Genomic DNA, 23347 nt, shown 5'->3' with positions numbered 1-23347 from the left:
AAGTTGGAAAGAAGTATTGAAAGTACACATATGAAATCTCTCCTTAATAAGTTTTTTTCAAAGTATAACAGATGATTTTTGAAATATCAATATTTTCAGTTTCAAAGGGAAGCCTATTAATTCCACAGTAGCTACAAGATATCTTCTGTTCGTGCCATTTTTACCGCCTCTTCACGATTGCTGACACCTAGCTTTGAATAGAGATTTGAACAGTAATTACGGATCGTTCCTTCAGATAAAAATAGCTTAGCAGCAATAGATTTATAGCGTAATCCTTTTGATAGATGCTCTAAAATTTCCATTTCGCGTTTTGTAAGTCCGTACGGGTAAGTTTGTTTAGTCGATCCGATTTTTTCTAATTGCTCACGTTGAAGTTTCATTTCCTCGAAAACTCGTGTAGCAACCGATTGATCGATCCAAGTCCCACCATTATAAATAAGCTTCAAGGCTTCCTTCATTTCTTGTGGATGAATAGACTTCAACATGTAACCTTCAGCTCCATGCTCTAGTGCAGTTGTTGCTTGTAAGGAATCTTCAAATGTTGTCATAAGAACAATTTTCATATTAGGCCAACGTCGCTTCATTTCTAGTAAAGCTTCAATACCATTCATTTCTGGCATTTGAATGTCCATTAGTACAATGCCAGGCTGTAATTGTTCACATAATTTTAAAGCTTCAGCTCCATCGTGTGCTTTACCAACAACAGTAAAATCAGTGTGATGCTCTAAAATTTGCTCTAAACTATTTGTAATAAGTTCCTGATCATCAACGACTAATAAGCGAATTATGTTATGTACAAACTCTGTTTGTAATGGAATATTACAAACGATGAATGTTCCTTGCTCAGTACTAGAATGAACAGATAATGTACCATGAAATTGTTCAAGTCGTTCTTTCATTCCACTGAGGCCAAAGCCAAATTGAATTTCTTCCATTCCAATACCGTTATCTTCAATTTGCAATCGAAGTTGTTGTCCGTCGAAATGCAGTTGAACGGATATGGTGCTCGCTTTACCGTGCCGAACAGCGTTTGTTAACGACTCCTGAAGACAACGATATAGGCAAAAATTCACTTTTTGCATCACAAGAGTTTCATTGCCAATCGTACGAAATGTAACGGTTGTACCTGTAGATTTTATAAATTCTTCTGTTAATTGTTGCAGTGATTCACTTAATGAATTACTAAGTGGATTATGAGATAGCTCGTGTAGATGCTTTCGAATGTCATCTAGACTATGCTGAGCAATGCTGATAAGTGAATCAATTCTTTCAAACTGTGAATTCGGTACTGATGATTTTAGTGATGTGACGCCAGCGATGAGAGAAGTAAGTGTATGACCAATTGTGTCATGTAGCTCATGTGACAATCGATTACGCTCTTCTATGAGAGTAAGCTCTTCAATCCTTTTAATATGTTGTTCTAATAGTAGTTTTTGCTCTTCAATAATTCGAGATTGTTTATGATACTGAATTAATATATTAAAAGAAACGCCAATGGCAAAACCGATACTACAACTAACAATCATTTCGTATGGCGACCGCCCGGCAATCAAGGCGTTCAATAATGGGAATACAAATCCACAAAAAATACCGCTCCATATATAATTATTTTGATTACTACATAGGCCAATAGTGATTACGAGTAAAATGAAAGGCCAAAGTAAATTTGGGGCTACGGATGCTAAATAAAGATAAAAACAACCTGCGGTGATAATATCGAATGCAGGGTACCATTCTGTTTTCTTATATCGAATAATTAATGGTACAAGGTAAACGACAAAAGCGAGAGCAAGTACGATTATACTTGACGTATGAATGAATGATGGAAACATAAAATTAGTACCGATGATAATGAATAGCCAAAACGTTCGTACTAATATAAATATCCAATCATACCAAAACCATTTTTTTGTGAATGAGAACATAAATTATGCACCTACTTATATTTTAAGATTAATTATCTAATGATTCAGATTCATCATGTAACATATCTTTTAAATCGTCAATAGAAAGACAGGCAACAAAGCATGTCATATGAAGCAGTTGACAGTTTATCACATGTTTTATGTGACAGAGGTGCACATAGTGTCACGAGTAAATTAAAGCATTTTGTCACTATGTTATTTAACAATATTGAAGTTAAGGTGAGGGAGTGAGGCAACAGAAAAATTCAAAATAATAGGAGCGATGTATAATGAAGTCATTTTTCTTAAAAAAAGGAACGGCCCTTACTTTAACAGGGACTATATTGGTTGGAGCGTTAGCGATACCTTCTCATGGAAACATACATGCGGTAAACAAAAAGATATCAACTGAGCAAGTTGTCGATAAAGCTGCCGATACAAAAAATATTCCAGGAGTCATTGTTACTGTGAAAAATGGAGAAGCTAGTTGGTCATATGCTTCTGGTGAAGCAAATATTGAGAGGAATCATAAGGTAGATGCTGACTCTGCTTTCAGGATCGGGGGCACAACGAATACGTTTGTAGCTACAGTTGCATTGCAGCTTGCTGGAGAGAAGAAACTAAGTCTAGATGATACGGTAGAGAAATGGTTGCCGGGACTTATAAAAGGGAAAGGCTATGATGGTAACAAAATTACGATTCGTCAATTATTAAATCATACAAGCGGAATTGCAGATTACTTGACTCCAGATCTTAAAGCGAAATTAATAGAGAATCCAAGTGAGAGTTATAGACCGGAACAATTAATTTCCCGTGCCTTAGAATTAGAACCGGTAAAAGGCTGGTCATACTCGAATACGAATATGGTTATTTTAGGATTGATTATTCAGAAGATAACAGGGGAATCATATACCGAGCAGATAAAAAAACGAATTATTGAACCTCTTAGTTTAAAAGAAACAGTCCTTCCTGGAAGTTCGATGGATATTCCGAAAAAAAATGCCCGTGGCTACTTGAATACGGGAGATAAATTAGTAGATATTACTTTGTTTAATCCATCAGTTGCTAATGCTAGTGGTGAAATGATTTCGACAGGAGAAAATATGACAACGTTCTTCCGTGCCTTATTAAGTGGTAAACTACTGACACCGGAGATACAGAAGGAAATGGTGACTAACACAGTTGATACCCCATTAGGAAAGTATGGGCTTGGCATTCACGCAACAAAATTGCCAGACGGTACTGAAGTATGGGGACATGGTGGTGGTATTCCTGGTTTTACTAACTTTGCTGGTGGAACGGAAGATGGTCAACATGTTATCTCGATAAACATTAATGTATTAGGAGCCGAAAAACAGATTAACAATATATTAGCTAAAGAATTTGGGGAAAAATCAAAAAAGGAACCTACGGATAAGGAAAAGAAAAGTAATCATAGAGAAGAAGTTAAATACGTAATGGATCGAGTAGTAACGAATAAAAAAATCCCAAGTGTTATAGCTGGTGGATTAAAGGATGGAAAGCGGTGGTCTTATGCTACAGGGACGGCAAGTTATGAAATGCCACGCCCAGTGGAACCGAATTTTTCATTCCGTATCGGAAGTATCACTAAGACATTCACAGCTTCTGTTGTACTGCAATTGGCTGAAGAGAAGCAATTAAACCTTGATGATTCAGTCGAAAAATGGTTGCCAGGAGTCGTACAGGGTAACGGATATGATGGAAATAAAATTACAATTCGTCAGTTGTTGAATCATACAAGTGGAATTGCAACCAATATAGATAAGGATATGCGAGATTTTACACTGCCCCAAAACCCATTTCGTTACTATAGTACCGATGAACTTATCAGTTTAGCACTTGCAAAGCCGCCTGTATTTGCACCAGGGGAGGGCTGGGACTATTCGAACACAAATACTGTTATAGCTGGGAAGATTATTCAAAAGATAACAGGAGATACGTATGCGGAGCAAATTAGAAAAAGATTCATTGAGCCACTGGGGTTAAAAGAGACATTCGTAATGGAAGCAAGTCCGCACATACCAGGTGAACATGCTACAGGATATAATATGGATAGATCGGGTCGTTTATATGATTTGACAGAAATAAATCAGTCATGGGCGAATGCAGCTGGAGATATGGTTTCAACAGTGAAAGATTTGACTACCTTCTTCAGTGCACTGTTGGGTGGAAAGCTTCTAAATCAAGAGCTAATGGATCAGATGTTCAAAACAGTAGATTCACCTATAGGTAAGGTTGGACTAGGAATTTATGAAGAAAAAACACCGGACGGACAATCATATTGGGGGCATGCTGGTGGGACATATGGATTTGAAACGAGGGTCGGTGGACCTATTGGAGGAGAGCATATTTTAGTAACTGCTATCAATGCAGTAGGTCCGGAGGTTATTGAGGGGAGGGATAAAATATTTAATAAGGAGTTTGGACGTTAAATGTAAAACCGACATCAAGCCTTTTATTTGAAGGTAAGAGTCGGTTTTCTTTTTGCTCTCTTAGTACCTTTAAGTTGAGGATGTTTAGAGTCAAAACCTAATAATTAAAGTTTTACTTTAAATTGAACAATATGTGAAGTTTTGTAGGAGAATTTGAAAAAGGTGTATAATAAAAGGAAAATTAATGATGTGAAATAAATTTCTATGTATTAAAAGGAGAAGCTCATGAAAAAAGATAAAACAAATGCGATGCGAATATTAGATAAAGAAAAAATTGAATATTCGATGATGTCATATGATCCGGACGATGGGAAAATTGATGGCGTATCAGTTGCCGAGAAAATTGGACGAGAAGTGAGAGAAGTATATAAAACGTTAATCGCTCAAGGGAATAGTAAAAATTATCATGTTTTTATCATTCCAGTAGATGAGGAACTAAATTTAAAAGCAGCCGCAAAAGCAGTAAGTGAAAAGAAGATTGAAATGATTCCTGTTAAAGATATTACGAAAGTTTCAGGGTATATTCGCGGCGGTTGTTCACCGGTCGGAATGAAGAAATTATTTTCTACATGCATTGATGAGAGCGCACAAATACTTGAAACGATGATAGTAAGCGGCGGGAAAATCGGTATACAAATTGAGCTGAAAGTTGATGACTTGGCGAAAGTGACGAGAGCGCAGTTTGGTGAGGTAACAAAGTAAATATACATAGAGAAAGAGGTTCTAGTTTTATGGAGCTTCTTTTTATTTTGGGGTGGTTGTTGGGGGTTAATCTAGTTTAGGTTATATTTTTTTCGGTATAATGTATTATGAAAATAGGGTTTTCTATTGAATTAACACTTAAAAAACGAACGTTTTTTAAGTGTTAACAAAAAATGTTCATGTTTTTATTGCGTGTGGATTAATAGTTTGTTATATTATCCATATAATAATTTTAAATATCATCACTCGTATATACTCGGTAATATGGTCCGAGCGTTTCTACCTAGTTCCCAATGAAAGAACTGGACTACGGGTTAAAGTATTCGGTCGTTCTATGTAATGAGTGCTACCGATTTATAATTTTGCATTTGTTTTATCTTTTGCTTAATTAACTTTGACTATCGTAGTTCTAGAAAGTAGAGAGTCTTCTACAGTTTCTAGAACTTTTTTCTTTGGACCAAAACCTTGAGTATAGAAAACAACAAGAGAAAGAGGAGAGATTATTTATGAAGAACAATCTGTTGAAAAAATATGGTGCCCTAGCAACTACTATCGCATTATCATTCTCAATACTTGCAGGATGTAGTGCTAGTCCAAAACAAGTAGCAGAGGCAAAAAGCAATCAAAACCCTATCTTAATTCAAGGTCCAATGCCGATAGAAGCTGAAAAATTTGCAAAAAGGTTAAAAAATGTGAAAGAAGAAAAATCTGGGAGTTTTGTATTTTATAAAGGAACTGTAGACAATTATCCTGTAATCGTTGCGAAAACAGGTAAAGGAATGGAAAATACAGCAGCCGCTACAGCAGTGGCTATTGAAAAATATAAGCCTATAGCGATTATTAACCAAGGAACATCAGGTGGACATGATCCTAATTTAAATGTATTTGATATTGTTTTAGGAAAAAAAGTCGCGAATATAGGTTCATTAAAAACAACAAATATGGATGAGAATCAAGGAATTGAGCCGGCAAAATGGATATCTATGGACTTAATGGCTTCTGAAGGAAGTGCAGGAGAAGATCCAAATGCTGAGAAAATCCGATACTACGAGGGAGATAAGGATTTACTTGCAGCAGCTAATGCAGTAAAGGATAAATATACAAAAGGTAAAGTGGTTGAAGGTACGATAGGTTCAGCAGACGTTTGGAATAATGAAGTTGATAGAATTAAGTGGTTCCATACAAAATACGGTACATCTGTAGAAGAAATGGAAGGCGCTGCCGCAGCGCAAATCGCAAAAGCTTATGACGTACCATTTTTAGGAATTAGAGTATTATCTAACAATAAAACAAACGGCGGAAAATACAACCCAAATACAGCAGCGGCAAATCAAGAATATGTATATGAAGTAGTTAAAAAGTATATAGATTCGATGCCAAATAAATAGAAGTAGTTTTATGCTCAACATAAACGTCAATTAGCTCCAAAAGTTTCCGGGACAGATAGATTTATCTTAGGAATGATAGTTGAAAAAGAAAAGCTTGTTTCTTATTAAAAAATATAAGAAATGAGCTTTTTTATTTAGAAAGAATTGAGTAATTAGTTTATAGCGTTAATGTATAACGTTGAATATTGTAATAATGTAATGGAGGTGAATGTAATATGGCTTTTACTACAGGTCCTATTGAAAACTTGGGAAATCAACCTGCTAATGCAAATAGAGTTAGGGTGAAAATCCTTAACCGTACTGCTGGCCCACTTACTGGAGTAGCTAGAGTTTTTAGACTTGACGGTTCAATAGTATTAATTGAACAGGTGAATTTCAATGTGAATTCTAATGCTTCTACTATTGAAACTCTAAGTTTAGTTCATCCTGCTTTTGGACAAGCATTTGAATATGAAGTTCAAATTGTTCCTAATCAACCGGGTGGGCTATATAGTGTTTATGGAATAACAGCTGAAAGTGTTATCATTACTGCACAACGGGTTGTGAATGCAGAATTAACACAGTTTCTTTAATTAAAATGGATTGGTGCCTACATGGTATCCAATCTATTTTTGTACTTATTCTTCAGAGGAGGAAGAGTTTTATACAAAAAATAAAGACAGTTATGGAAAAAGGAAAAGTCGAGCTATTATCTTGATTTGTACTATTTCTGTCCTAGACTCTATCTGTTTTGTTGCACGGTTTTCTTTGAATGATTTTTATTCAAAATGTTTTTTGAACAATTTATTAAATATGCATAATTGCATAAAAAAATTGAAAATTATAAGTTAACATTAAACTACTTTTTAATTGTAAAGAATAGTTTAATAATCTTTACTAGAGAAGGATGTTCCTTGTGAAAAGTGAATTTTTTTGAAAAGTAGATAAACCAAAAGTGTGGAAATGATACAGACTGAATAGGGTTTTGTATTAAATAAAAAGAGAAGGGGAATGGAGTTTTAAACGTTTTCGTAGTTTTAGGGAGAACATTTTTAGTGAATGACTTCAAATTATATTTTAAAGGGGAAATGGGTATATGAAGTTCCGAAACACAAAACTTGCTATGGTTACACTATCTTCATTTTTTATTTTAGGTTCAGCATCTCTATCATTCACAGATATCATACATGGTGAAGTAGTTTCAGCATCTCCACAAGTAGGTACGTTTTCAGCACAAGAGGTTACTGTAAAAAACTATGACGATACATATTATAATAACGCTATAGGAAAAACGGGTTTAGAATTAAAGAAGGAACTTCATAATGTTATTGATAATCATACAAAGATATCATACAGTGCGGTTTGGGAAGCGCTAAGAGATACTGATGAAGATCCAAATAATAAAAATAATGTGTTGCTCTTATATACTGGGCGTTCGCAAGGGAAATTTACGAATGGTTCAGGAGTTAATAACTGGAACCGAGAGCATGTTTGGGCAAAATCTCACGGTGATTTTGGAACGGCTGCAGGACCTGGAACAGATTTGCATCATTTAAGAGCGACGGATGTATCTGTAAATAGTTCACGTGGAAATCTGGATTTTGATAATGGTGGTATGAATCATTCGGAAGCGACAGAATGTAAATATGATAGTGATTCTTGGGAACCTCGTGATAGTGTAAAAGGAGATATCGCTAGAATGCTGTTTTACATGGCTGTTCGTTACGAAGGAGATAACGGCGAAATAGACTTAGAACTAAATGAAAAGGTCAATAACAATAAAGATCCATACATGGGGAAACTATCTGTTTTACTAAAATGGAATGAACAAGACCCTGTCGATGATTTAGAGCGAAAGCGTAATGAAGTGATTTTTACAAAATATCAACATAATCGCAATCCTTTTATTGATCATCCTGAATGGGTAAATAAAATTTGGAAGTAAAATACTTAAAGGTATTTTACTTCGAGAGAAGGGATTGATCACTATGGTCAATCCCTGTTTATATCTATACTAGAATAAGTGATTTTTATAGGATTGGAGAATAGAATAGATATTTTATCAAGTTAAGTATAATATGAGTCTTTTAGTACGGTCCCCACTCAATATTCACGCCAACAATAAGAAAAATAAGTCCGATGATAAACCAAATGAATGCAAGTGGAGCCATAAATCGAATCCATTTTCCATAAGAAATGCCACTCGCTGCGAGAACGCCCATTAAAACACCGGAAGTTGGGTTGAGGCAGTTCACAACACCTTCGCCAAGCATAACAGCCTGTACTGTAACTTGGCGTGTAATATGCATGAAATCAGCTAATGGAGCTAATATCGGAATGAAAATAACAGATTCTCCTGTCCCGGATGAAATGAGGAAATGTAATGCGGCACTACTTACATACATACCGATAACCCCAAATACAGGGCTATGTCCTTCGAGAGACTGTGCGAGTTGGTTAACGATTGTATCAAGTAATTTGCCTTGTTCTAAAATGACTGAAATACAACGAGCCATTCCGACGATCAAAGCACCGTAGATGAGATTTTGACAGCCTGCTAGAAAAGTAGAAGCGATATCGTTCGCTTTCATGCCACCTATTATTCCAGCTGTAATTGCTATGAAAATAAAAGTAGCGGTCATTTCTGCATCCGTCCAATGTAGCCGAAAAGCTCCTATTAAAAATACAAGTAATGATAAAGCTGAAACGAGTAAAATTAATTTATGGCGCATTGTCCAAGGAACTTCTGTTTTCTCTGTTTCTTTCTCACTTGAAAGAGCGTTACTTGGAAACCAGTTATCTCCGAGTATGCTTCCTTTATTCGATTTTTTTAAGCGTTTTACATACCAATTAATATACAAAATGGTGGCAATTAAAAAAGAAACATAGATTGCTGTGCGTAAACCAATCCCTGAAAACATCGGAAGTTCTGCGATTTTTTGTGAAATGCCTAAAGGTGAGGGAGATAATATAGTAGCATTAAAACCAGCATAAGTGCCTAAATAAATAATTGCTACGCCGACGATAGCGTCCCATTTTAATGTGCGTGCAACGATGATGCCGATGGGGATAAAGCCGATAACTGAGTTAACGATAATGCCAGTCGTCCCGAGAATAGAAAAGAGTGCGGCGACAATACAAATGAAAAGTAATTGCTGATTACGAAATTTGTTAATCACATGATAGATTAAACCGTCAAGAGCACCTGTTTTTTCAAGAATCGCAATAGCTCCACCCGTAAATAAAATTAAAAAGATGATAGGAGCAGCAAGTGTCATTCCTTTTTCAATAGCAGTAAAAAAAGAAAGAAATCCTACCGGCGATTGTGGAACAGAATGATAACTTCCTGGTATTGTCGTTGTAACAGTACCGTTTGTAACTCTTTTAAACTCTCCAGCAGGAACGAAATATGTAGCAATGGCACAAAGTAAGGCAATAAAAAATAGTAGTACGTACGCGTCAGGCATTTTAAACTTTCGTTTACTAGGCTGTTTTTTTGCCTCGGTCTGTAATTGCATAGAACCCCTCCCTTTCACTTTGTTAATTTTTAATATTCTGAAATTTATCTGTGAAATAGATTATAATAAAGGTAGCTTCTTAAGGCAATAGTTTTTCTATCCTTTTTCTGCACATACAAATTATTGCAACATTAGACAGGGAAACGAAAAAAATCCAAGAATATGTAATATAAAAGGAAAAGAAAAGAGGGAAAGAGATGTGGAAAACTACGGATCTATGTGATGAATTTGAACAGGAATTACAAATATGTCGCCAGTCTTTTCAATCTTATGGAAAGAAAGAACAATTCTATGGGAAAATCGCAACAGTAAAAGTGAAGGATGATAATGTACTAGTAAAAGAGGGGTTACAAACACTGCCGGAAGGAACAGTATTAGTGGTTGATGGCGGAGCTTCTAAAAATTGTGCGTTACTTGGTGATAATTTAGCAGCTATTGCGGAAGAAAGAAACTTAGCAGGAATTATTGTAAATGGGTATGTTCGTGATTCTATGGATCTAAAAAATATTAATATTGGTATTTTAGCATTAGGGACGATGCCAAATAGAAGTGTAAAAGAAGGAAAAGGAGAAAGAAATATTCCGGTGCAATTTGGTGAAGTTGAATGGAAGCCGAATGAATATGTTTATGTAGATGAAGATGGGATTATTGTTAGTGATAAAAGCTTTCATAGTGAGGGATGAATTCTATTAATGGAAGCTTATTAATCTATTATTCTTAGAAAATAAATCTGATAAATCATGGACAAAAATCTTTGTCAATAGTAAAATAATACAGAAAATCAAAATTTGCAGAATGTATAGGTTTATCGTGTTTACGATAACTTGAAAAGGGATTAAATTTTGCCTAGAAAAGTGAATGTTATCACAATGGTGCGTTCATAAACGAAATTATTTTTCCTATACAAATATAGACGCGAATAATGCGGGTAGGAGGTGTTGTGTATTTTGTTCGACACTTACAAAAAGAGAGTGTCAATCACACGCCCTTAAAGGGTCTTTTTTTGTGTAAATGTTAGTAAAGGGAGGAAATTTTGGGATGGCAATGTTAAAGAAATGGCTGCTTACATCATTAATGGCAGTGGCACTTGTATTTGTTTCTTTTACGAATACAGTACATATTACGTTTGCTGAAGGAAAGACAGCGAAACTTGCAATTATTGGTGAATCACAAAAAGGAATTATGTTATGTCCAAAAGAAGTTTCCATTGAAGATGGAGAAACAGCTTTTAGTTTGCTACAAAAAGTCATGGGTGACAAGGTAACATCTGAAAATATGTCATTTGGAACGTATATAAAGGGTATCGATGGATTAATGGCCGGAGCAACGAGCGGTTGGTTATATGATGTAAATGACAAATCTGCAGAAGTTGGTGCGGATAGTTATAAATTAGAGTCTGGGGATGTTGTTGCATTTCGTTACGTTGCAGACTGGAGCAATATGAGTCAAGAAACATTGCAACAAACGCTGGATAAATTTGGAACTTGCAAAACTGTAGAAGAGCCAAAGACAGAGGAACCGAAACCAGAGGAACCGAAAACAGAAAAACCAGATGGTAAAACAGAGGAACCAAAACCAGAAGAACCGAAAACAGAAAAACCAGACGGTAAAACAGAAGAACCAAAATCAGAAGATAAAACAACAGAACAACCAAAGCAAGAGAAAGTTGAAATTCCAGTAGCACAATTAAATGAAGCAATTTCTAAAACGTCAGAAAAGATGTTACAAGATGGAATTGGTAGTGATTGGGTTGCGATTGGACTCGCTCGTTCAGGTGTAAATATTCCACTTGAAACGAAAATAAGCTATGTTCAGCCAGTAGCTGAAAAGGTTAAGAAGCGTTTAAATCGTTTTTCAGCAACAGATTTAGCTAGAACGATTATTATGATGAATGCAATGAATGTAGATCCTACAAAGGTAGAGGGACAAAATTTAGTACAAAATTTATTTGAATCAGATAAAGTGAATTCTGTTACAGGATACGCATTTACATTACTTGCATTAGATACAAAGAAATATGAGGTTCCAGTTGAAGCGAAATGGAATCGAACTACTTTAGTACAAGCACTTTTACAGTCACAGCATACAGACGGTGGCTGGACGTATGATAGTTCAAGTAGTAAAGAAAGTGCTAGTAGCGTTGATGTAACAAGTATGGTATTAGCTGCATTAGCTCCTTATCAAGATCAAACAGATGTAAAGCCAGCTATCCAAAAAGCTGTTGATTATTTATACAAGCAGCAGCTAGGTAATGGTGGTTTTGCCGCTGATGGACGAGAGAATTCTAATAGTACTGCACAAGCAATTATGGGACTATCGCTAGTTAAAGATGTAGATCACGATCGTCTTAATAAAGCAGTACAAAATTTAATGTCATACCAGCTTCCAAATGGTGAGTTCAAATGGTTACCGAGTGATCAAAAAGGTAGCGGAATGGCTACAGAGCAAGCATTTTTAGCTTTACTTCAGTTTAAAGATCTTGGAAAATCGATTTATGATTGGTCAAATGTAGTAGAGAATGAAATCGATACGAAACCAATTGTAGAGCCAGAGACAACTGTAGAAGAAAAAGAAGTTGTAGAACAGCCGAAACAACAAGAACAGTTACAAAAACAACCAAAAGATGAAAATCTGAAAGTTGTTGTAGATAACGAACGAGTTAATAAAGAAACAAGCAAGAATAAGAATCAATTACCACAAACAGGAGCATCTTCTCATAGTGCAGCAACAGAAGTAGGTATGGGTGTATTATGTATTGCTTCTGCATATGTATTATGGAGACGTAAAGCAGCTTAACAAAAATTAGGAGCAATCATTTGCTCCTAATTTTATTATGAAAGGTGAGGGACAGCATGAGTAAGATGAAATGGTTCATTTCTTTAGTTCTTTCATTGGGATTATTAGCCGGATGTGAAGAAACGGCTGTAAAGCCTGAGAAGAAGGCAGAACCGAAGCAAGAAGAGCAAAAAGAAGTAGCGAAACAGGAAGAACAAAAAGATGTACCGAAACCGGAAGAGAAACAACAAGAAGAGCAGAAAGATAAACAAGAACAGAAAGTAGAAGAGAAACAAAAAGAAGAAAAAGCGCAGGCACAACCGGAAGTAAAGAAAGAAGAGCAACCAAAGGAACAGCCTGCTGCAAATAAACAACCGGAACAACAAAAAGTACAAGAAGAGAAACCTCAGCCGCAGAAAGCGCCAGAAGAAAAAGAAGAAGCAAAGGTTGTTAATCAGCCAAAAGAAACACCAAAGCAGGAGCAAAAAGAAGATCCAAATAAAGGTCAAAAAGTAACTGTACCAGCTCCCCCAACACCGGTACCAGATCCAGTACCGCCAGTGCCAGATCCAATAATACCAAAACCTAAACAAGTTACTATCTCCGTAAAAGGACATGAAGGATATATATTAGGTGCGAAGAAGGTTGATGTACAAGAAGGTGACACTGTTTATAGTGTGCTAAAGAGCACAGGGCTAGAGCTTGATGTAATGGGATCTAAAGGTGATATTTATGTAAAAGGTATTAATGATTTATATGAAAAAGATATTACTGAAACTAGTGGATGGAAATATCGTGTGAACGGTGCTTTTCCAAACTATAGTGCTGGTGTAGTGAAAGTAAAACCAGGAGATACAATCGAGTGGGTGTTTGTATTAAAATAGGAAAGGATCTTCGGTAAAGGACTATGAAAATAAGCTTTTCTTCTTTACATCCTTTTGTGAATTTTTTCTATTATATTGGGGTGATGATACTATGTATGATGTGTCTTCATCCTCTTTTTTTAATTGGAGCGATTATACTAATAGTAATTTTAAATATAGTACAAGGGAATGGCGATAAAATAAGAAAGATGCTACCTAGTACTATCGTGTTCTTTTTGATGGTTATTTTATTTAACTCTTTATTAACACATAGAGGAGCGACTACGTTATTTTGGTTAGGAGATAGCCGGATTAAGCTTGAGGCCTGTATGTATGGACTTGTTATGGGATTATTATTAGTTGCAATTATGTTTACGTTTGCTTCGTATAATGATATTATTTCGAGTCATAAATTTTTATATTTATTTTCCAGAATTTCACCGAAAGTAGCATTGTTAACGATGATTACAGTGAGGTTTGTTCCTTTGTTTATTAGGCGGTTAAAGAAAATTACACTCGTCCAAAAAACGAAAGGTGTGCAATTAGATTCAGGTTCACTCATTGAGCGTATAAAAAATGGGATGAAATTACTGCAAGTGTTATTAGTTTGTTCGTTAGAAGATGCACTACAAACAGCAGATTCTATGCAAGCTCGTGGATTTGGTGTAACAAAACGTACGACTTATATTCGGTATAGAATGGAAAGACGCGATTGGTACACGCTAAGTTATTTAAGTATTCTATTTATAGCCTCATTCATATTTAGTTATTATGGAGGAGGGAAATTGATCATCTATCCGAAAGTGGAATCAATACTATTCCAGCAATACGATGGAATGATGTTTTTATTATTTATGATGTTTGTTAGTTTACCAATTATGATGGAAGGAAGGGAATGGATATGGTGGCGCATGCAGAAATAAAGAATTTATCATTTATATATGCTGATGAAAATGAATACGCGTTACAGCATATTTCTCTTTCTGTTCAAAAAGGAGAATTTATAGTACTTGCTGGTGGTTCAGGATCTGGGAAGACAACTTTATTGAAACATTTTAAAAAGGAGTTACTTCCAATTGGTACACGTTCTGGGCATACATATTATGAGGGTGTTTTATTAGAAGATGTACCAGATTTATTATCTGCACAAGAAATTGGTATGGTATTTCAAAATCCAGAAAATCAGCTCGTAATGGATACAGTTATTCAAGAATTAGCATTCTCTTTAGAAAATATCGGGTTACCATCACATATTATTCAAAAAAGAATAGCGGAACTCATTAGCTTTTTAGGATTTCAAGATTTATTGCACCAATCTGTTCATACGTTATCTGGTGGTCAAAAACAACTAGTAAATTTAGCGGCAGTATTAGTCATGCAGCCGAAGCTACTATTACTGGATGAACCGACAGCGCAGCTAGATCCGATTGCTGCAAAAGAGTTTTTAGGATTGTTAAAACGTATTAATGAAGAACTTGGAATTACGATAGTTTTAAGTGAACATCGTTTAGATGAAGTTATACCGCTCGCAACACGTGTTGTTTGTATGGATAATGGCAGAATCATTTATGATGGTACTTCTAAAAGTGTGATAGCGAACATGTGGGAAGTAGAAAAGTTCCATCCATTCATTCCACAAATTCCAAGATTGTTTTTAGAATGGAATGTAGAAGATATTCCGTTTACAGTACGAGAAGCGCAAATGAAAATGAATGATTTTTCAGCGATATCATATAGGAATGGGCAAGTAGAACAATGTGAAAAGCAAGAAGTGATTTTAAGTGCAGAACATATATCTTTTCAATATGAGAAAAATAGTCCACTTATTTTGCGAGATTTAACAGTAAACATCGAAAAAGGAAAATGGACAGCTCTAGTTGGGAAAAACGGAACTGGGAAGTCTACACTGTTAACGATTTTAGCAGGATTGCAAAAAGCTAGAAGAGGTAAGGTAAAGTGGAATGGAAAAGTGATACATAAAATTGATTCGAAAGAACGATTTAAAAGTATAGGGTATGTATCGCAACATCCGTATTATCATTTTACATTTGATACAGTATGGGAAGAGGTTTATGAGCGTGCTAATGAATTATATGGTGAAGAGGGAAAAGTAATAGCAGAAGAAATGTTGAAAAAGTTCTGGTTAGATTCACTTAAAGAGCGCCATCCACATGATTGTAGCGGCGGAGAGCAGCAATTACTAGCATTATGTACAACGTTATTATCAAAGCCAACTTTATTATTACTCGATGAGCCGACAAAGGGACTAGATCCATGGAAAAAGGAAAGAGTAGGAGAGCTGTTTAAACAGTTGCAAAAAGAAGGTACAACAATTGTAATGGCAACGCATGATATTGAATTTGCAGCAAAATATGTAGATCAATGCATGATGTTATTTGATGGGAAAGTTATTATGAATGATGCACCGAAAGAGTTCTTTAGTGGTAACTTCTTTTATACAACATCTATTAATCGATTCATCCGTAAAGAGTTACCGTTTGCATTAACGTGGGAGGATGTGTACGAAGCGTGTCCAAACGATATGTTGCATTCATAATTTGTATTTTTATAGTAATAATAGGCACATTACTCTTTACTACACTTATCATGGACGGTTATTACATGTTAAGTAGTTTGTTTTTATTAGCTATCATTATGTTACCTTTCTATATCCGTTTTGAAAGGAAGGCGTTTGTTTCACGTGAAATTGTTATCGTTGCTGTGTTAGCGGCGATCGCAGCAGTTAGCCGGGTACCATTTTCGATATTACCGAGTGTACAACCGACTTCGTTTGTTATTATCGTTTCTGCAATTGTATTTGGGAGCGAAACTGGCTTTATGATTGGGGCAACGGCAGCTATCGTGTCTAACATCTTTTTAGGTCAAGGTCCGTGGACGCCGTGGCAAATGTTCTCTTGGGGTATGATTGGTTTTATAGCGGGATTACTCCGAAATACATTTTTGATGAAAAAACTGTGGGGAAGACTGTTGTACGGATTCGTCGTTGGATTTTTATTTGGTTGGATTATGAATTTCTGGGGTCTTCTCGGTTTTATACAGGAAGCAACGTGGGAAACAGTTATTGCTTACTATGTCGCAAGTTTTTCTTTCGATCTTAGCCATGCGATATCGAATGTTATTTTCCTTCTGTTATTTAGCACTTCATGGATTACGATCCTCACAAGATTTAAAAAGAAATATGGTATATTAGATGAGCATAAGGTGACATAGAAAAGCATACTCATATAAGGTAGGGTCGCGACTTACATATTCGTTTGCCTCTTTCATGCTTCTTACATATTGTAAGGAGCATTTTTTTATTGTCAAAAAATAGATCCAATATAAGTCAGCTATTATATAAAAATATTTGTATAATATTAGGTGAGAATTATTTTCAAAGAGGAGGTGTATAGTTAATGAAGTTAGTTATTCCGAAGCAGCACGGTGCATGGGCCATGCTTGTTATACCATTTCTATTAAGTGTCATACTTGGGAACCCTACTTTCTATCATATCCCACTGTTTTTAGCGTGGTTCTTTATCTATTTAGCTACGTATCCATTTCTCATGTACATAAGGCAAAGACGAAAAAAAGAATTGCTACACAATGCAATGGTGTATTCTATTATTGCACTCGTATTTGGGATGATTTCTTTATTATATGAATGGCGGATTCTTTTATTCGCAGTATTAATGATTCCATTGTTTATTGTAAATATGTATTACACTCGTCAAAAAAATGAACGAGCATTACTCAATGATATTTGTGCGATTATAGTGTTTTGTATAGGTGGTTTAATAAGTTATTATTTTTCAATGAAGCAAATCGATAAAACCGCAGTATTCATTGCGCTTATTTCATTTTTGTATTTTTTAGGAAGTACGTTTTATGTGAAAACAATGATTCGTGAGAAAAATAATCCGAAGTATCGTCTCATATCTTGGGGGTATCATATTGTATTGACGGTAATTGTATTTGCTATCCATCCATGGTGTTCTCTTATATTCGTACCAAGTGTCATTTGAGCAATTATATTGTATGGCAAAAAAATTTCTACATTAAAAGTAGGGGTTTTAGAAATTGTTAATTCTGTATATTTTTTAATCATAACGGCAATAATAATGAAGTATGCCATTTGAAAAAACTTCCCATCTATTGATGGGAAGTTTTCAATCTTTTTCTAAAATGTGAACGGTATAATCACATCTTTGCAATGCTTGCTCTACGGCGTAAAGGGATTGTTCAATACGTGCGCGATTAAAATCTTTTTCAACTGTTTGTAGTGCTTCTTCTAAACAATGTTTTGCTTCTTTTAATGATTGAAAAGAATCTTGTACATATCCGCGGGCGTTTTGATACATTTCATAGTCCTCCTTTTTTACTCATATACATGTAGTATGAACACTGAGGAGAAAAATATAATTTGTTATATTTATTTGACAATTAAAATGAAATTACGTATAGTTTATTATAAAGTGAATATTTTCTTATCCAGAGAGGTGGAGGGACTGGCCCGATGAAACCCAGCAACCGCGATGCAGGTGCTAATTCCAGCAGAACATTTTTGTTCTGGGAGATAAGACGAAGATATACGTAACTTCTTCTTATCGGAGAGGTTTTTTTGTTGCAAAAAAACCGATTACGAAAACATATAATAAGAAGAAAGGGGTTGCGAAGTACTGTGACACTCGAAAAATACGTAAAACTGCGTAGTACAGTTTATGAATATATGATAGAGCAAGATAAGCCAATATCATTGTTAGATATTCAAGAACATATCGTTTCGCATCATGAAGGAAAATTCACGAAAAAAATGTTACATCAATTTTATTTATCAAGACTATTAGATGAACTCAAACTGGATGGGAAAATTACTTTAGCTGATGATGAATATCGCTATGCTGAAAAAGGGGTATTTTATAAAGCGGGAAAAGGGAGCTAGGCTCTCTTTTTTTTGAAGTATGTAGTGTAAAAGACTGCTAAAGCAGCCTGATACAAGGGAATGGTGTTGAGTGTGTAGTGTCAAAGATTGAATGTGCCTGAAAGAGGCACTTCATTATCGGCTGCAAATAAAAGAGACACCTTCGCCGAATAGGTGTCAGTCGTTTTGTCACGTAGACTCGCTACTTGACAGTAATTAGAATAACATGCGGGGTTTTTGAAGTCAAAAGGGAATTAAAGGAAGGAGTGTTGTTATGTACGCTTACTTATTAAAAGATATAACGAAATGGATTCCCAAGTACATTATAGATAAAGGTTATGAATATTATGAAGAGGGACATGTAGAAGATGTTGACATACACGATAAGAAAGTATTTGCTTTTGTTACTGGGAATGCAGGGAATTATGAAGTGATTATTGATCTAGAAGATTTTACAGAAAGTAGCTGTGAGTGTCCATATGAGAATTTTTGTAAGCATATGGCGGCAGTTGTTTATGATATTCAAGGTGCTGGTGAGAGTACGGTTAAAGAGAAACTGAACGGTCTAGAAAAAGAAGAGTTACTAACAGTATTAAATCGTTTGTTACAAAGTTCGAAAAATGTACAAATCGTAGAGAAGATGTTAAAGAAGGGGAAACGTTAACTATAGAGGGAGTTGTTTTGTAGTGAACGTACTAATTATATACGCTCATCTAATCCTTCAAGCTTTAACGGGGCAATTTTAGAGCGTGTGCAAAAAGGACTACAGAAGACAAATCATTCTGTTACGGTACTTGATTTATATAAGGAACAATTTGATCCAGTACTTGTATTTAATGAAGAGAAAAAAAGACGGGATTTACTATATGAAGAAGAGACGAAGCGATATAGAGAATTAGTGAAAGCAGCGGATACTCTTCTTTTCATATATCCGATATGGTGGTGGGGCATGCCTGCTATTTTAAAAGGATTTATCGATCGTATTTTTGTAGCTGGATTTGCTTATAAATATGAAGGAGCCCTGCCGAAAGGTTTATTGAAAGGAAAGAAAGCATGGGTTATTAATACGTTAGACTCACCGTTATGGTACGTGGCACTATTATATCGATCAGCGGATTGGATTATGATGAAGCGAGAAAAGTGGTTATTACAAATAGAAGAAAAGGCTCATACATTATGACTGAACTTGATCGTATTATAAAGTGTTGCAATTGTGATGACGAACTTTTTCGGACGTATATTACGTGTTTACTTCAATTGAAGAAGTGTAGCGAAGCGTTTCAACAAGTTCAAATACAATTAAGAAATGATTATTTAATAAGAGGGATTTGTGAAAGAGAAGTGGATGAGGTAGTACGAGGAAGTAAAGAATATGAAATACATTTTCTTCCTAAAGTATTACAGTGGAATTTCTTGAGGGAAAATCCACATTTGATTGAAAAAATATGTGAAGATTTTTTTGCATTTGAGGCATTAAATCTTACGGAGATAGAGTGGAAGATGATTATAAATTGCATGGGAAATAAATGAATTATTATGTAAAAAAGCTAGTATAAAACTAGCTTTTTGTTTAAATAAATAAGAAACACAGACTAATGATAAATCCTGCATAAAGTAAATTAACAACACAAAATCCCATAATATCACGAGCGCCTAAACCAGCTATTGCTAATGCCGGTAATGCCCAGAAAGGTTGAATTAAATTTGTCCAAGCATCGCCCCATGCAATGGCCATCGCTGTTTTCGCAGCAGGTACACCAAGTTCAGCGCCAGCTGGAATCATAATTGGTGCTTGCACTGCCCATTGACCGCCTCCAGAAGGAACGAAAATATTAACAATTCCAGCACTTAAAAATGTAAAGAGCGGGAAAGTAGTTTCATTTGAAATGCTAATAAAGAAAGTAGAAATAGCTCCTCCAAGCGAAAGCCCTTCACTATTTACTCCAATCATCATGCCCATAATTCCAGCATAGAACGGAAACTGAAGTAAAATACCAGAAGCGCTCTTTGTTGAGTCAGAGAAAGCGCGAATATATTGAATCGGAGTACGGTGGAAAATAAGACCCGCAATCAATAACATAAAAATAACGATATCAAGTGTAAGGTTAAAGCCTTTCGTACTAAAATAGTTAAAAATATAAATAAGACCTAATAGCCCGATGCAAAGTGTAATAATCATACTATTTTCCATTTTTTCAGCGAATGTTTTTTGCTCTACTTCTTGAGCTGCAGCTTCTTCACGGAATACACTTGGATCCACTGTAATCGTATGTTTTTCATCTGGATGCATTGCTTTATTAATGAGAGGCATCGTAATTAAAAAGATAATGACTGGAACGAGAGCGTATGGTGAGAATAACGTTTCTGTTATTGGAATCGCTTCTTTAATACTTCCAGCCGTCGTTTTGATTAAAGTTTCGCCGCCTGTTGCTAACGTAAGAGGGATAGAAGCAGAAAGGCCTGCATGCCAAATGAGAAATCCGGAGTAAGAAGAAGCGATTGCTAACCTATAATCTAATCCGTCTAACTGTCTTGCCACTTCTTTTGCATATAAAACAGAGACAACAATACCAAATCCCCAGTTTATGTATGCTCCTAGTAAACTTACAATTGAAATTGCGATAATACCTTGGCCGTTCGTTTTCGGTAGTTTCGCTGCTTTCGTTAACCCTTTTTTAATAAGTGGGGCATTTGCTAAAGCAGATCCTGTCACGAGTACAAGAGCCATTTGCATAGAAAAGGCGAGAAGTCCCCAAATGCCATTGCCCCAGTGCGTGATCATTTCTACCGGTGTTTGGTGCGTGGCAAACATGCCGAAGAAGATAACGAAAACAGTTAATAAACATGATAAAATAAACGGTTCTGGCAAGAAACGTTGCACAAGGGCAACACATCCATTTGTAAACGAACGAAACAAAATAGATCAACCTCCTTATGTATGTTTATCCCGCTATTTACGGGCTAATAATCAGTGGGGGATGAACAAACCCCCCACTGATTAAAGTTTCACTGTATTACAATATTCGAGGTTGTTTGAGTAACATCCTTTAATGTATAGAAAATTCAGTTATTAAAGATAGTTGTCATAATGTCTAGGTAGATTGATATTTTATATTGAAATGTTATTTCATTTTGAACTGAAATTGAAAAGAATGCTCTATATACAAGGGAAGAGGTGGTCATAGACGAATATGACCATCAAATTACAGGTGACCCCGCTATTTGCGGGCAGTAAAACTCCCACCTCGAAATTCGGCGAATGCTAGGAAGTTAGGTGGGAGATAACTGCCCGTAAACGCCCGATTGGTGCGGGCTAATAATCAGTGGGGGATGAACAAAACCCCCACTGATTAAAGTTTCACTGTATGTAAGATCCAGATTATTGAAGAAGGATATTAGCTATTATTAACGAATTTTGAATTACAAACAAACTTTATCAAAAGTGGTGAAATAATATAGAGAATAAAACAAATTTCTTTTTGGATATGAAAATGGAAAAATGTATAATTAGCAAGCTTCGGAGCGCTGGTTGTGTTTTCGCAGAAGATGAGACCCGGTTACTTATGTCAGAGGCACTAACTCCAGAGGACCTTATGAAAATGGTAGAAATGCGAGTCAACGGTCTACCTCTGGAATACGTTGTTGGATACACGGAGTTTTGTGGTCTACGAATAGAAGTGGATCGAGGTGTTTTTGTACCACGTAAACGTACCGAGTTCCTTGTTCATCAAACAGAGGTCCTGTTGCGTTCTAGCGATATCATTGTTGATCTATGTTGTGGATCAGGTGCTGTGGGTGCCGCACTGGCATCAGCTTTGGGACGAGTTGAATTGTATTCTGTTGACATTGATCCTATCGCAGTACAATGCGCTAGCCGTAATGTAACGAATTTTGGCGGTCATGCTTTTGAAGGTGACTTGTATAAAGCTCTACCAGACTCACTTAAGGGCCATGTAAATATCCTAGTTGCGAACGTACCTTACGTTCCTACCGAAATAATAAAGTTTCTCCCCCGGGAGGCACGCCTATATGAACCAAATGTAACGCTTGACGGAGGGGACGATGGCCTTAACATTCTACGAAGAGTCGCAGAAGAAGCTTTACTCTGGTTAGCTTTGGATGGACATCTTTTAATAGAGACGAGCGAAGTTCAGGCACCTCAGGCCTTTGAAATCTTTGCTGCTGCTGGGCTTAGCACAAAAGTCGCTAGAAACAAGGAACTGGATGCTACTGTCATTATCGGTTCTAATTCTAGCTTTTAGAGTAAATAAGCACGATTCAATGAATATAATCATTTTGGTAATCAATCTCTACAAGGGGGAGAATCAGGAAAATACGGATTTACAACACTAAGAAGTGTTAATACATAAAAAAGTGCACCTCCGATTGTTAGAATGTGTCTAATAAACGGAGATGCACTTTTTTTATTTACCTTATTGAACTAAAGCATCTGTTAGCTTAATAGTAAAGGATTAAAATCCACTATTTCTCCCAAAGTTCGATCAATCGACCTTCAGGATCTTTAATCCAAATAAACTTTCCAAATTCACTAATCTCTTCTTTCTTTTCAAGAGGTACACCAATATGTTCAAGATGCTGAATAGTCTCGTTTAGATTATGTACTTGGAAATTTAACATCACTTGTTGTTCTGTTGGAAAATAACTGTCATTCTCGGTAAAGAAAGAAAAGATAGTCTCAGTTCCTAATTCAGGTTTAATCACAGTCCCATTCCAATTTTCTATTTCAATCTTCAACACTTCACTGTACCATTTTTTTATAACATCAAGATTGTTAGTTCTCCAAAATATTCCTCCGAAACCTTTTATCATTGTATTTAACTCCT

The 23347-nt window shown here is 35.7% G+C and carries 20 protein-coding genes, 2 pseudogenes and 2 riboswitches; of the genes and pseudogenes, 17 read left to right on the top strand and 5 right to left on the bottom strand.

The annotated features are described in order from the left end of the window. Positions 1-131 precede the first annotated feature (131 nt). The gene (locus tag ACP6L7_RS12970) at positions 132-1925 is read right to left on the bottom strand and encodes a helix-turn-helix transcriptional regulator (protein ID WP_097833177.1); all 1794 of its coding nucleotides are present in this window, start codon (positions 1923-1925) and stop codon (positions 132-134) included. A gap of 269 nt (positions 1926-2194) precedes the next feature. Here ACP6L7_RS12970 and ACP6L7_RS12965 point away from each other — a divergent pair, with 269 nt between their 5' ends. From ACP6L7_RS12965 to ACP6L7_RS12945, 5 genes are all read left to right on the top strand, one after another. Continuing rightward, entirely contained in the window at positions 2195-4357 is a 2163-nt protein-coding gene (locus ACP6L7_RS12965) for a serine hydrolase domain-containing protein (protein WP_097833176.1), read from the top strand. 225 nt (positions 4358-4582) lie between these two features. Continuing rightward, entirely contained in the window at positions 4583-5059 is a 477-nt protein-coding gene (gene ybaK, locus ACP6L7_RS12960; protein ID WP_097833175.1) for a Cys-tRNA(Pro) deacylase, read from the top strand. A 226-nt stretch (positions 5060-5285) separates the two neighbouring features. Then, positions 5286-5389: riboswitch (purine riboswitch) on the top strand. Between the two features lie 176 nt (positions 5390-5565). Then, positions 5566-6447, top strand: coding sequence for a 5'-methylthioadenosine/S-adenosylhomocysteine nucleosidase (locus ACP6L7_RS12955; RefSeq protein ID WP_097833174.1), 882 nt, complete (start codon positions 5566-5568; stop codon positions 6445-6447). Positions 6448-6662: 215 nt separating this feature from the next. Beyond that, positions 6663-7019, top strand: coding sequence for a hypothetical protein (locus tag ACP6L7_RS12950; protein WP_002146626.1), 357 nt, complete (start codon positions 6663-6665; stop codon positions 7017-7019). A 503-nt stretch (positions 7020-7522) separates the two neighbouring features. Further along, positions 7523-8371 carry an endonuclease I family protein gene (locus ACP6L7_RS12945; RefSeq protein ID WP_097833173.1) on the top strand — a complete coding sequence of 283 codons (849 nt, stop codon included), beginning with the start codon at positions 7523-7525 and terminating at the stop codon, positions 8369-8371. 142 nt (positions 8372-8513) lie between these two features. Here the strand turns inward: ACP6L7_RS12945 and ACP6L7_RS12940 are convergent, their stop codons facing one another. Continuing rightward, positions 8514-9944, bottom strand: a complete 1431-nt coding sequence (locus tag ACP6L7_RS12940) for a YfcC family protein (protein WP_097833172.1) — start codon at positions 9942-9944, stop codon at positions 8514-8516. 197 nt (positions 9945-10141) lie between these two features. Here ACP6L7_RS12940 and rraA point away from each other — a divergent pair, with 197 nt between their 5' ends. From rraA to ACP6L7_RS12905, 7 genes and pseudogenes are all read left to right on the top strand, one after another. Beyond that, positions 10142-10627 (top strand): ribonuclease E activity regulator RraA, encoded by a 486-nt coding sequence (rraA, locus tag ACP6L7_RS12935; RefSeq protein WP_097833171.1) that lies wholly within the window; start codon positions 10142-10144, stop codon positions 10625-10627. Between the two features lie 355 nt (positions 10628-10982). Continuing rightward, entirely contained in the window at positions 10983-12740 is a 1758-nt protein-coding gene (locus tag ACP6L7_RS12930; RefSeq protein ID WP_097833170.1) for a DUF4430 domain-containing protein, read from the top strand. 56 nt (positions 12741-12796) lie between these two features. After that, positions 12797-13603, top strand: a complete 807-nt coding sequence (locus tag ACP6L7_RS12925; protein WP_097833169.1) for a DUF4430 domain-containing protein — start codon at positions 12797-12799, stop codon at positions 13601-13603. A gap of 23 nt (positions 13604-13626) precedes the next feature. Next, complete coding sequence (locus ACP6L7_RS12920; RefSeq protein WP_097833168.1) at positions 13627-14505, top strand: energy-coupling factor transporter transmembrane component T; 879 nt, start codon at positions 13627-13629, stop codon at positions 14503-14505. Further along, entirely contained in the window at positions 14478-16139 is a 1662-nt protein-coding gene (locus ACP6L7_RS12915; RefSeq protein WP_141533423.1) for an ABC transporter ATP-binding protein, read from the top strand. The genes ACP6L7_RS12920 and ACP6L7_RS12915 overlap by 28 nt, the downstream gene beginning before the upstream one ends. Then, positions 16112-16813: an ECF transporter S component gene (locus ACP6L7_RS12910; protein WP_097833166.1), complete on the top strand. Its 702-nt coding sequence runs from the start codon at positions 16112-16114 to the stop codon at positions 16811-16813. The genes ACP6L7_RS12915 and ACP6L7_RS12910 overlap by 28 nt, the downstream gene beginning before the upstream one ends. 185 nt (positions 16814-16998) lie before the next feature. Then, positions 16999-17721: pseudogene (locus ACP6L7_RS12905) on the top strand (YwiC-like family protein). 30 nt (positions 17722-17751) lie between these two features. On the opposite strand, the gene ACP6L7_RS12900 reads toward ACP6L7_RS12905, so the two are convergent. After that, positions 17752-17943 (bottom strand): hypothetical protein, encoded by a 192-nt coding sequence (locus ACP6L7_RS12900; protein ID WP_071744158.1) that lies wholly within the window; start codon positions 17941-17943, stop codon positions 17752-17754. 123 nt (positions 17944-18066) lie between these two features. After that, a riboswitch (SAM riboswitch) is annotated at positions 18067-18165 on the top strand. Between the two features lie 38 nt (positions 18166-18203). Between ACP6L7_RS12900 and ACP6L7_RS12895 the strand changes: the two genes are divergently transcribed. From ACP6L7_RS12895 to ACP6L7_RS12880, 4 genes and pseudogenes are all read left to right on the top strand, one after another. Beyond that, positions 18204-18524 carry a hypothetical protein gene (locus ACP6L7_RS12895; protein ID WP_002110869.1) on the top strand — a complete coding sequence of 107 codons (321 nt, stop codon included), beginning with the start codon at positions 18204-18206 and terminating at the stop codon, positions 18522-18524. Between the two features lie 253 nt (positions 18525-18777). Continuing rightward, positions 18778-19167 (top strand): SWIM zinc finger family protein, encoded by a 390-nt coding sequence (locus ACP6L7_RS12890; protein WP_097833165.1) that lies wholly within the window; start codon positions 18778-18780, stop codon positions 19165-19167. Between the two features lie 22 nt (positions 19168-19189). Continuing rightward, positions 19190-19683: pseudogene (locus tag ACP6L7_RS12885) on the top strand (NAD(P)H-dependent oxidoreductase). Beyond that, positions 19680-20033 (top strand): group-specific protein, encoded by a 354-nt coding sequence (locus tag ACP6L7_RS12880; RefSeq protein WP_141533424.1) that lies wholly within the window; start codon positions 19680-19682, stop codon positions 20031-20033. Before ACP6L7_RS12885 ends, ACP6L7_RS12880 begins: the two are co-directional and overlap by 4 nt. Before the next feature lie 40 nt (positions 20034-20073). Here the strand turns inward: ACP6L7_RS12880 and ACP6L7_RS12875 are convergent, their stop codons facing one another. After that, positions 20074-21420 carry a short-chain fatty acid transporter gene (locus ACP6L7_RS12875; protein WP_097833163.1) on the bottom strand — a complete coding sequence of 449 codons (1347 nt, stop codon included), beginning with the start codon at positions 21418-21420 and terminating at the stop codon, positions 20074-20076. 574 nt (positions 21421-21994) lie between these two features. On the opposite strand from ACP6L7_RS12875, the gene ACP6L7_RS12870 reads away from it, so the two are divergent. Beyond that, complete coding sequence (locus ACP6L7_RS12870; RefSeq protein ID WP_097833240.1) at positions 21995-22765, top strand: putative protein N(5)-glutamine methyltransferase; 771 nt, start codon at positions 21995-21997, stop codon at positions 22763-22765. A gap of 220 nt (positions 22766-22985) precedes the next feature. Here the strand turns inward: ACP6L7_RS12870 and ACP6L7_RS12865 are convergent, their stop codons facing one another. Beyond that, complete coding sequence (locus tag ACP6L7_RS12865) at positions 22986-23333, bottom strand: VOC family protein (protein ID WP_097833162.1); 348 nt, start codon at positions 23331-23333, stop codon at positions 22986-22988. Positions 23334-23347: the final 14 nt, after the last annotated feature.

Origin of the sequence: Bacillus silvicola (assembly GCF_050524305.1) — a bacterium.
Lineage (GTDB): Bacteria > Bacillota > Bacilli > Bacillales > Bacillaceae_G > Bacillus_A > Bacillus_A cereus_AT.
This window is presented reverse-complemented; position numbering and strand designations above follow the sequence as displayed.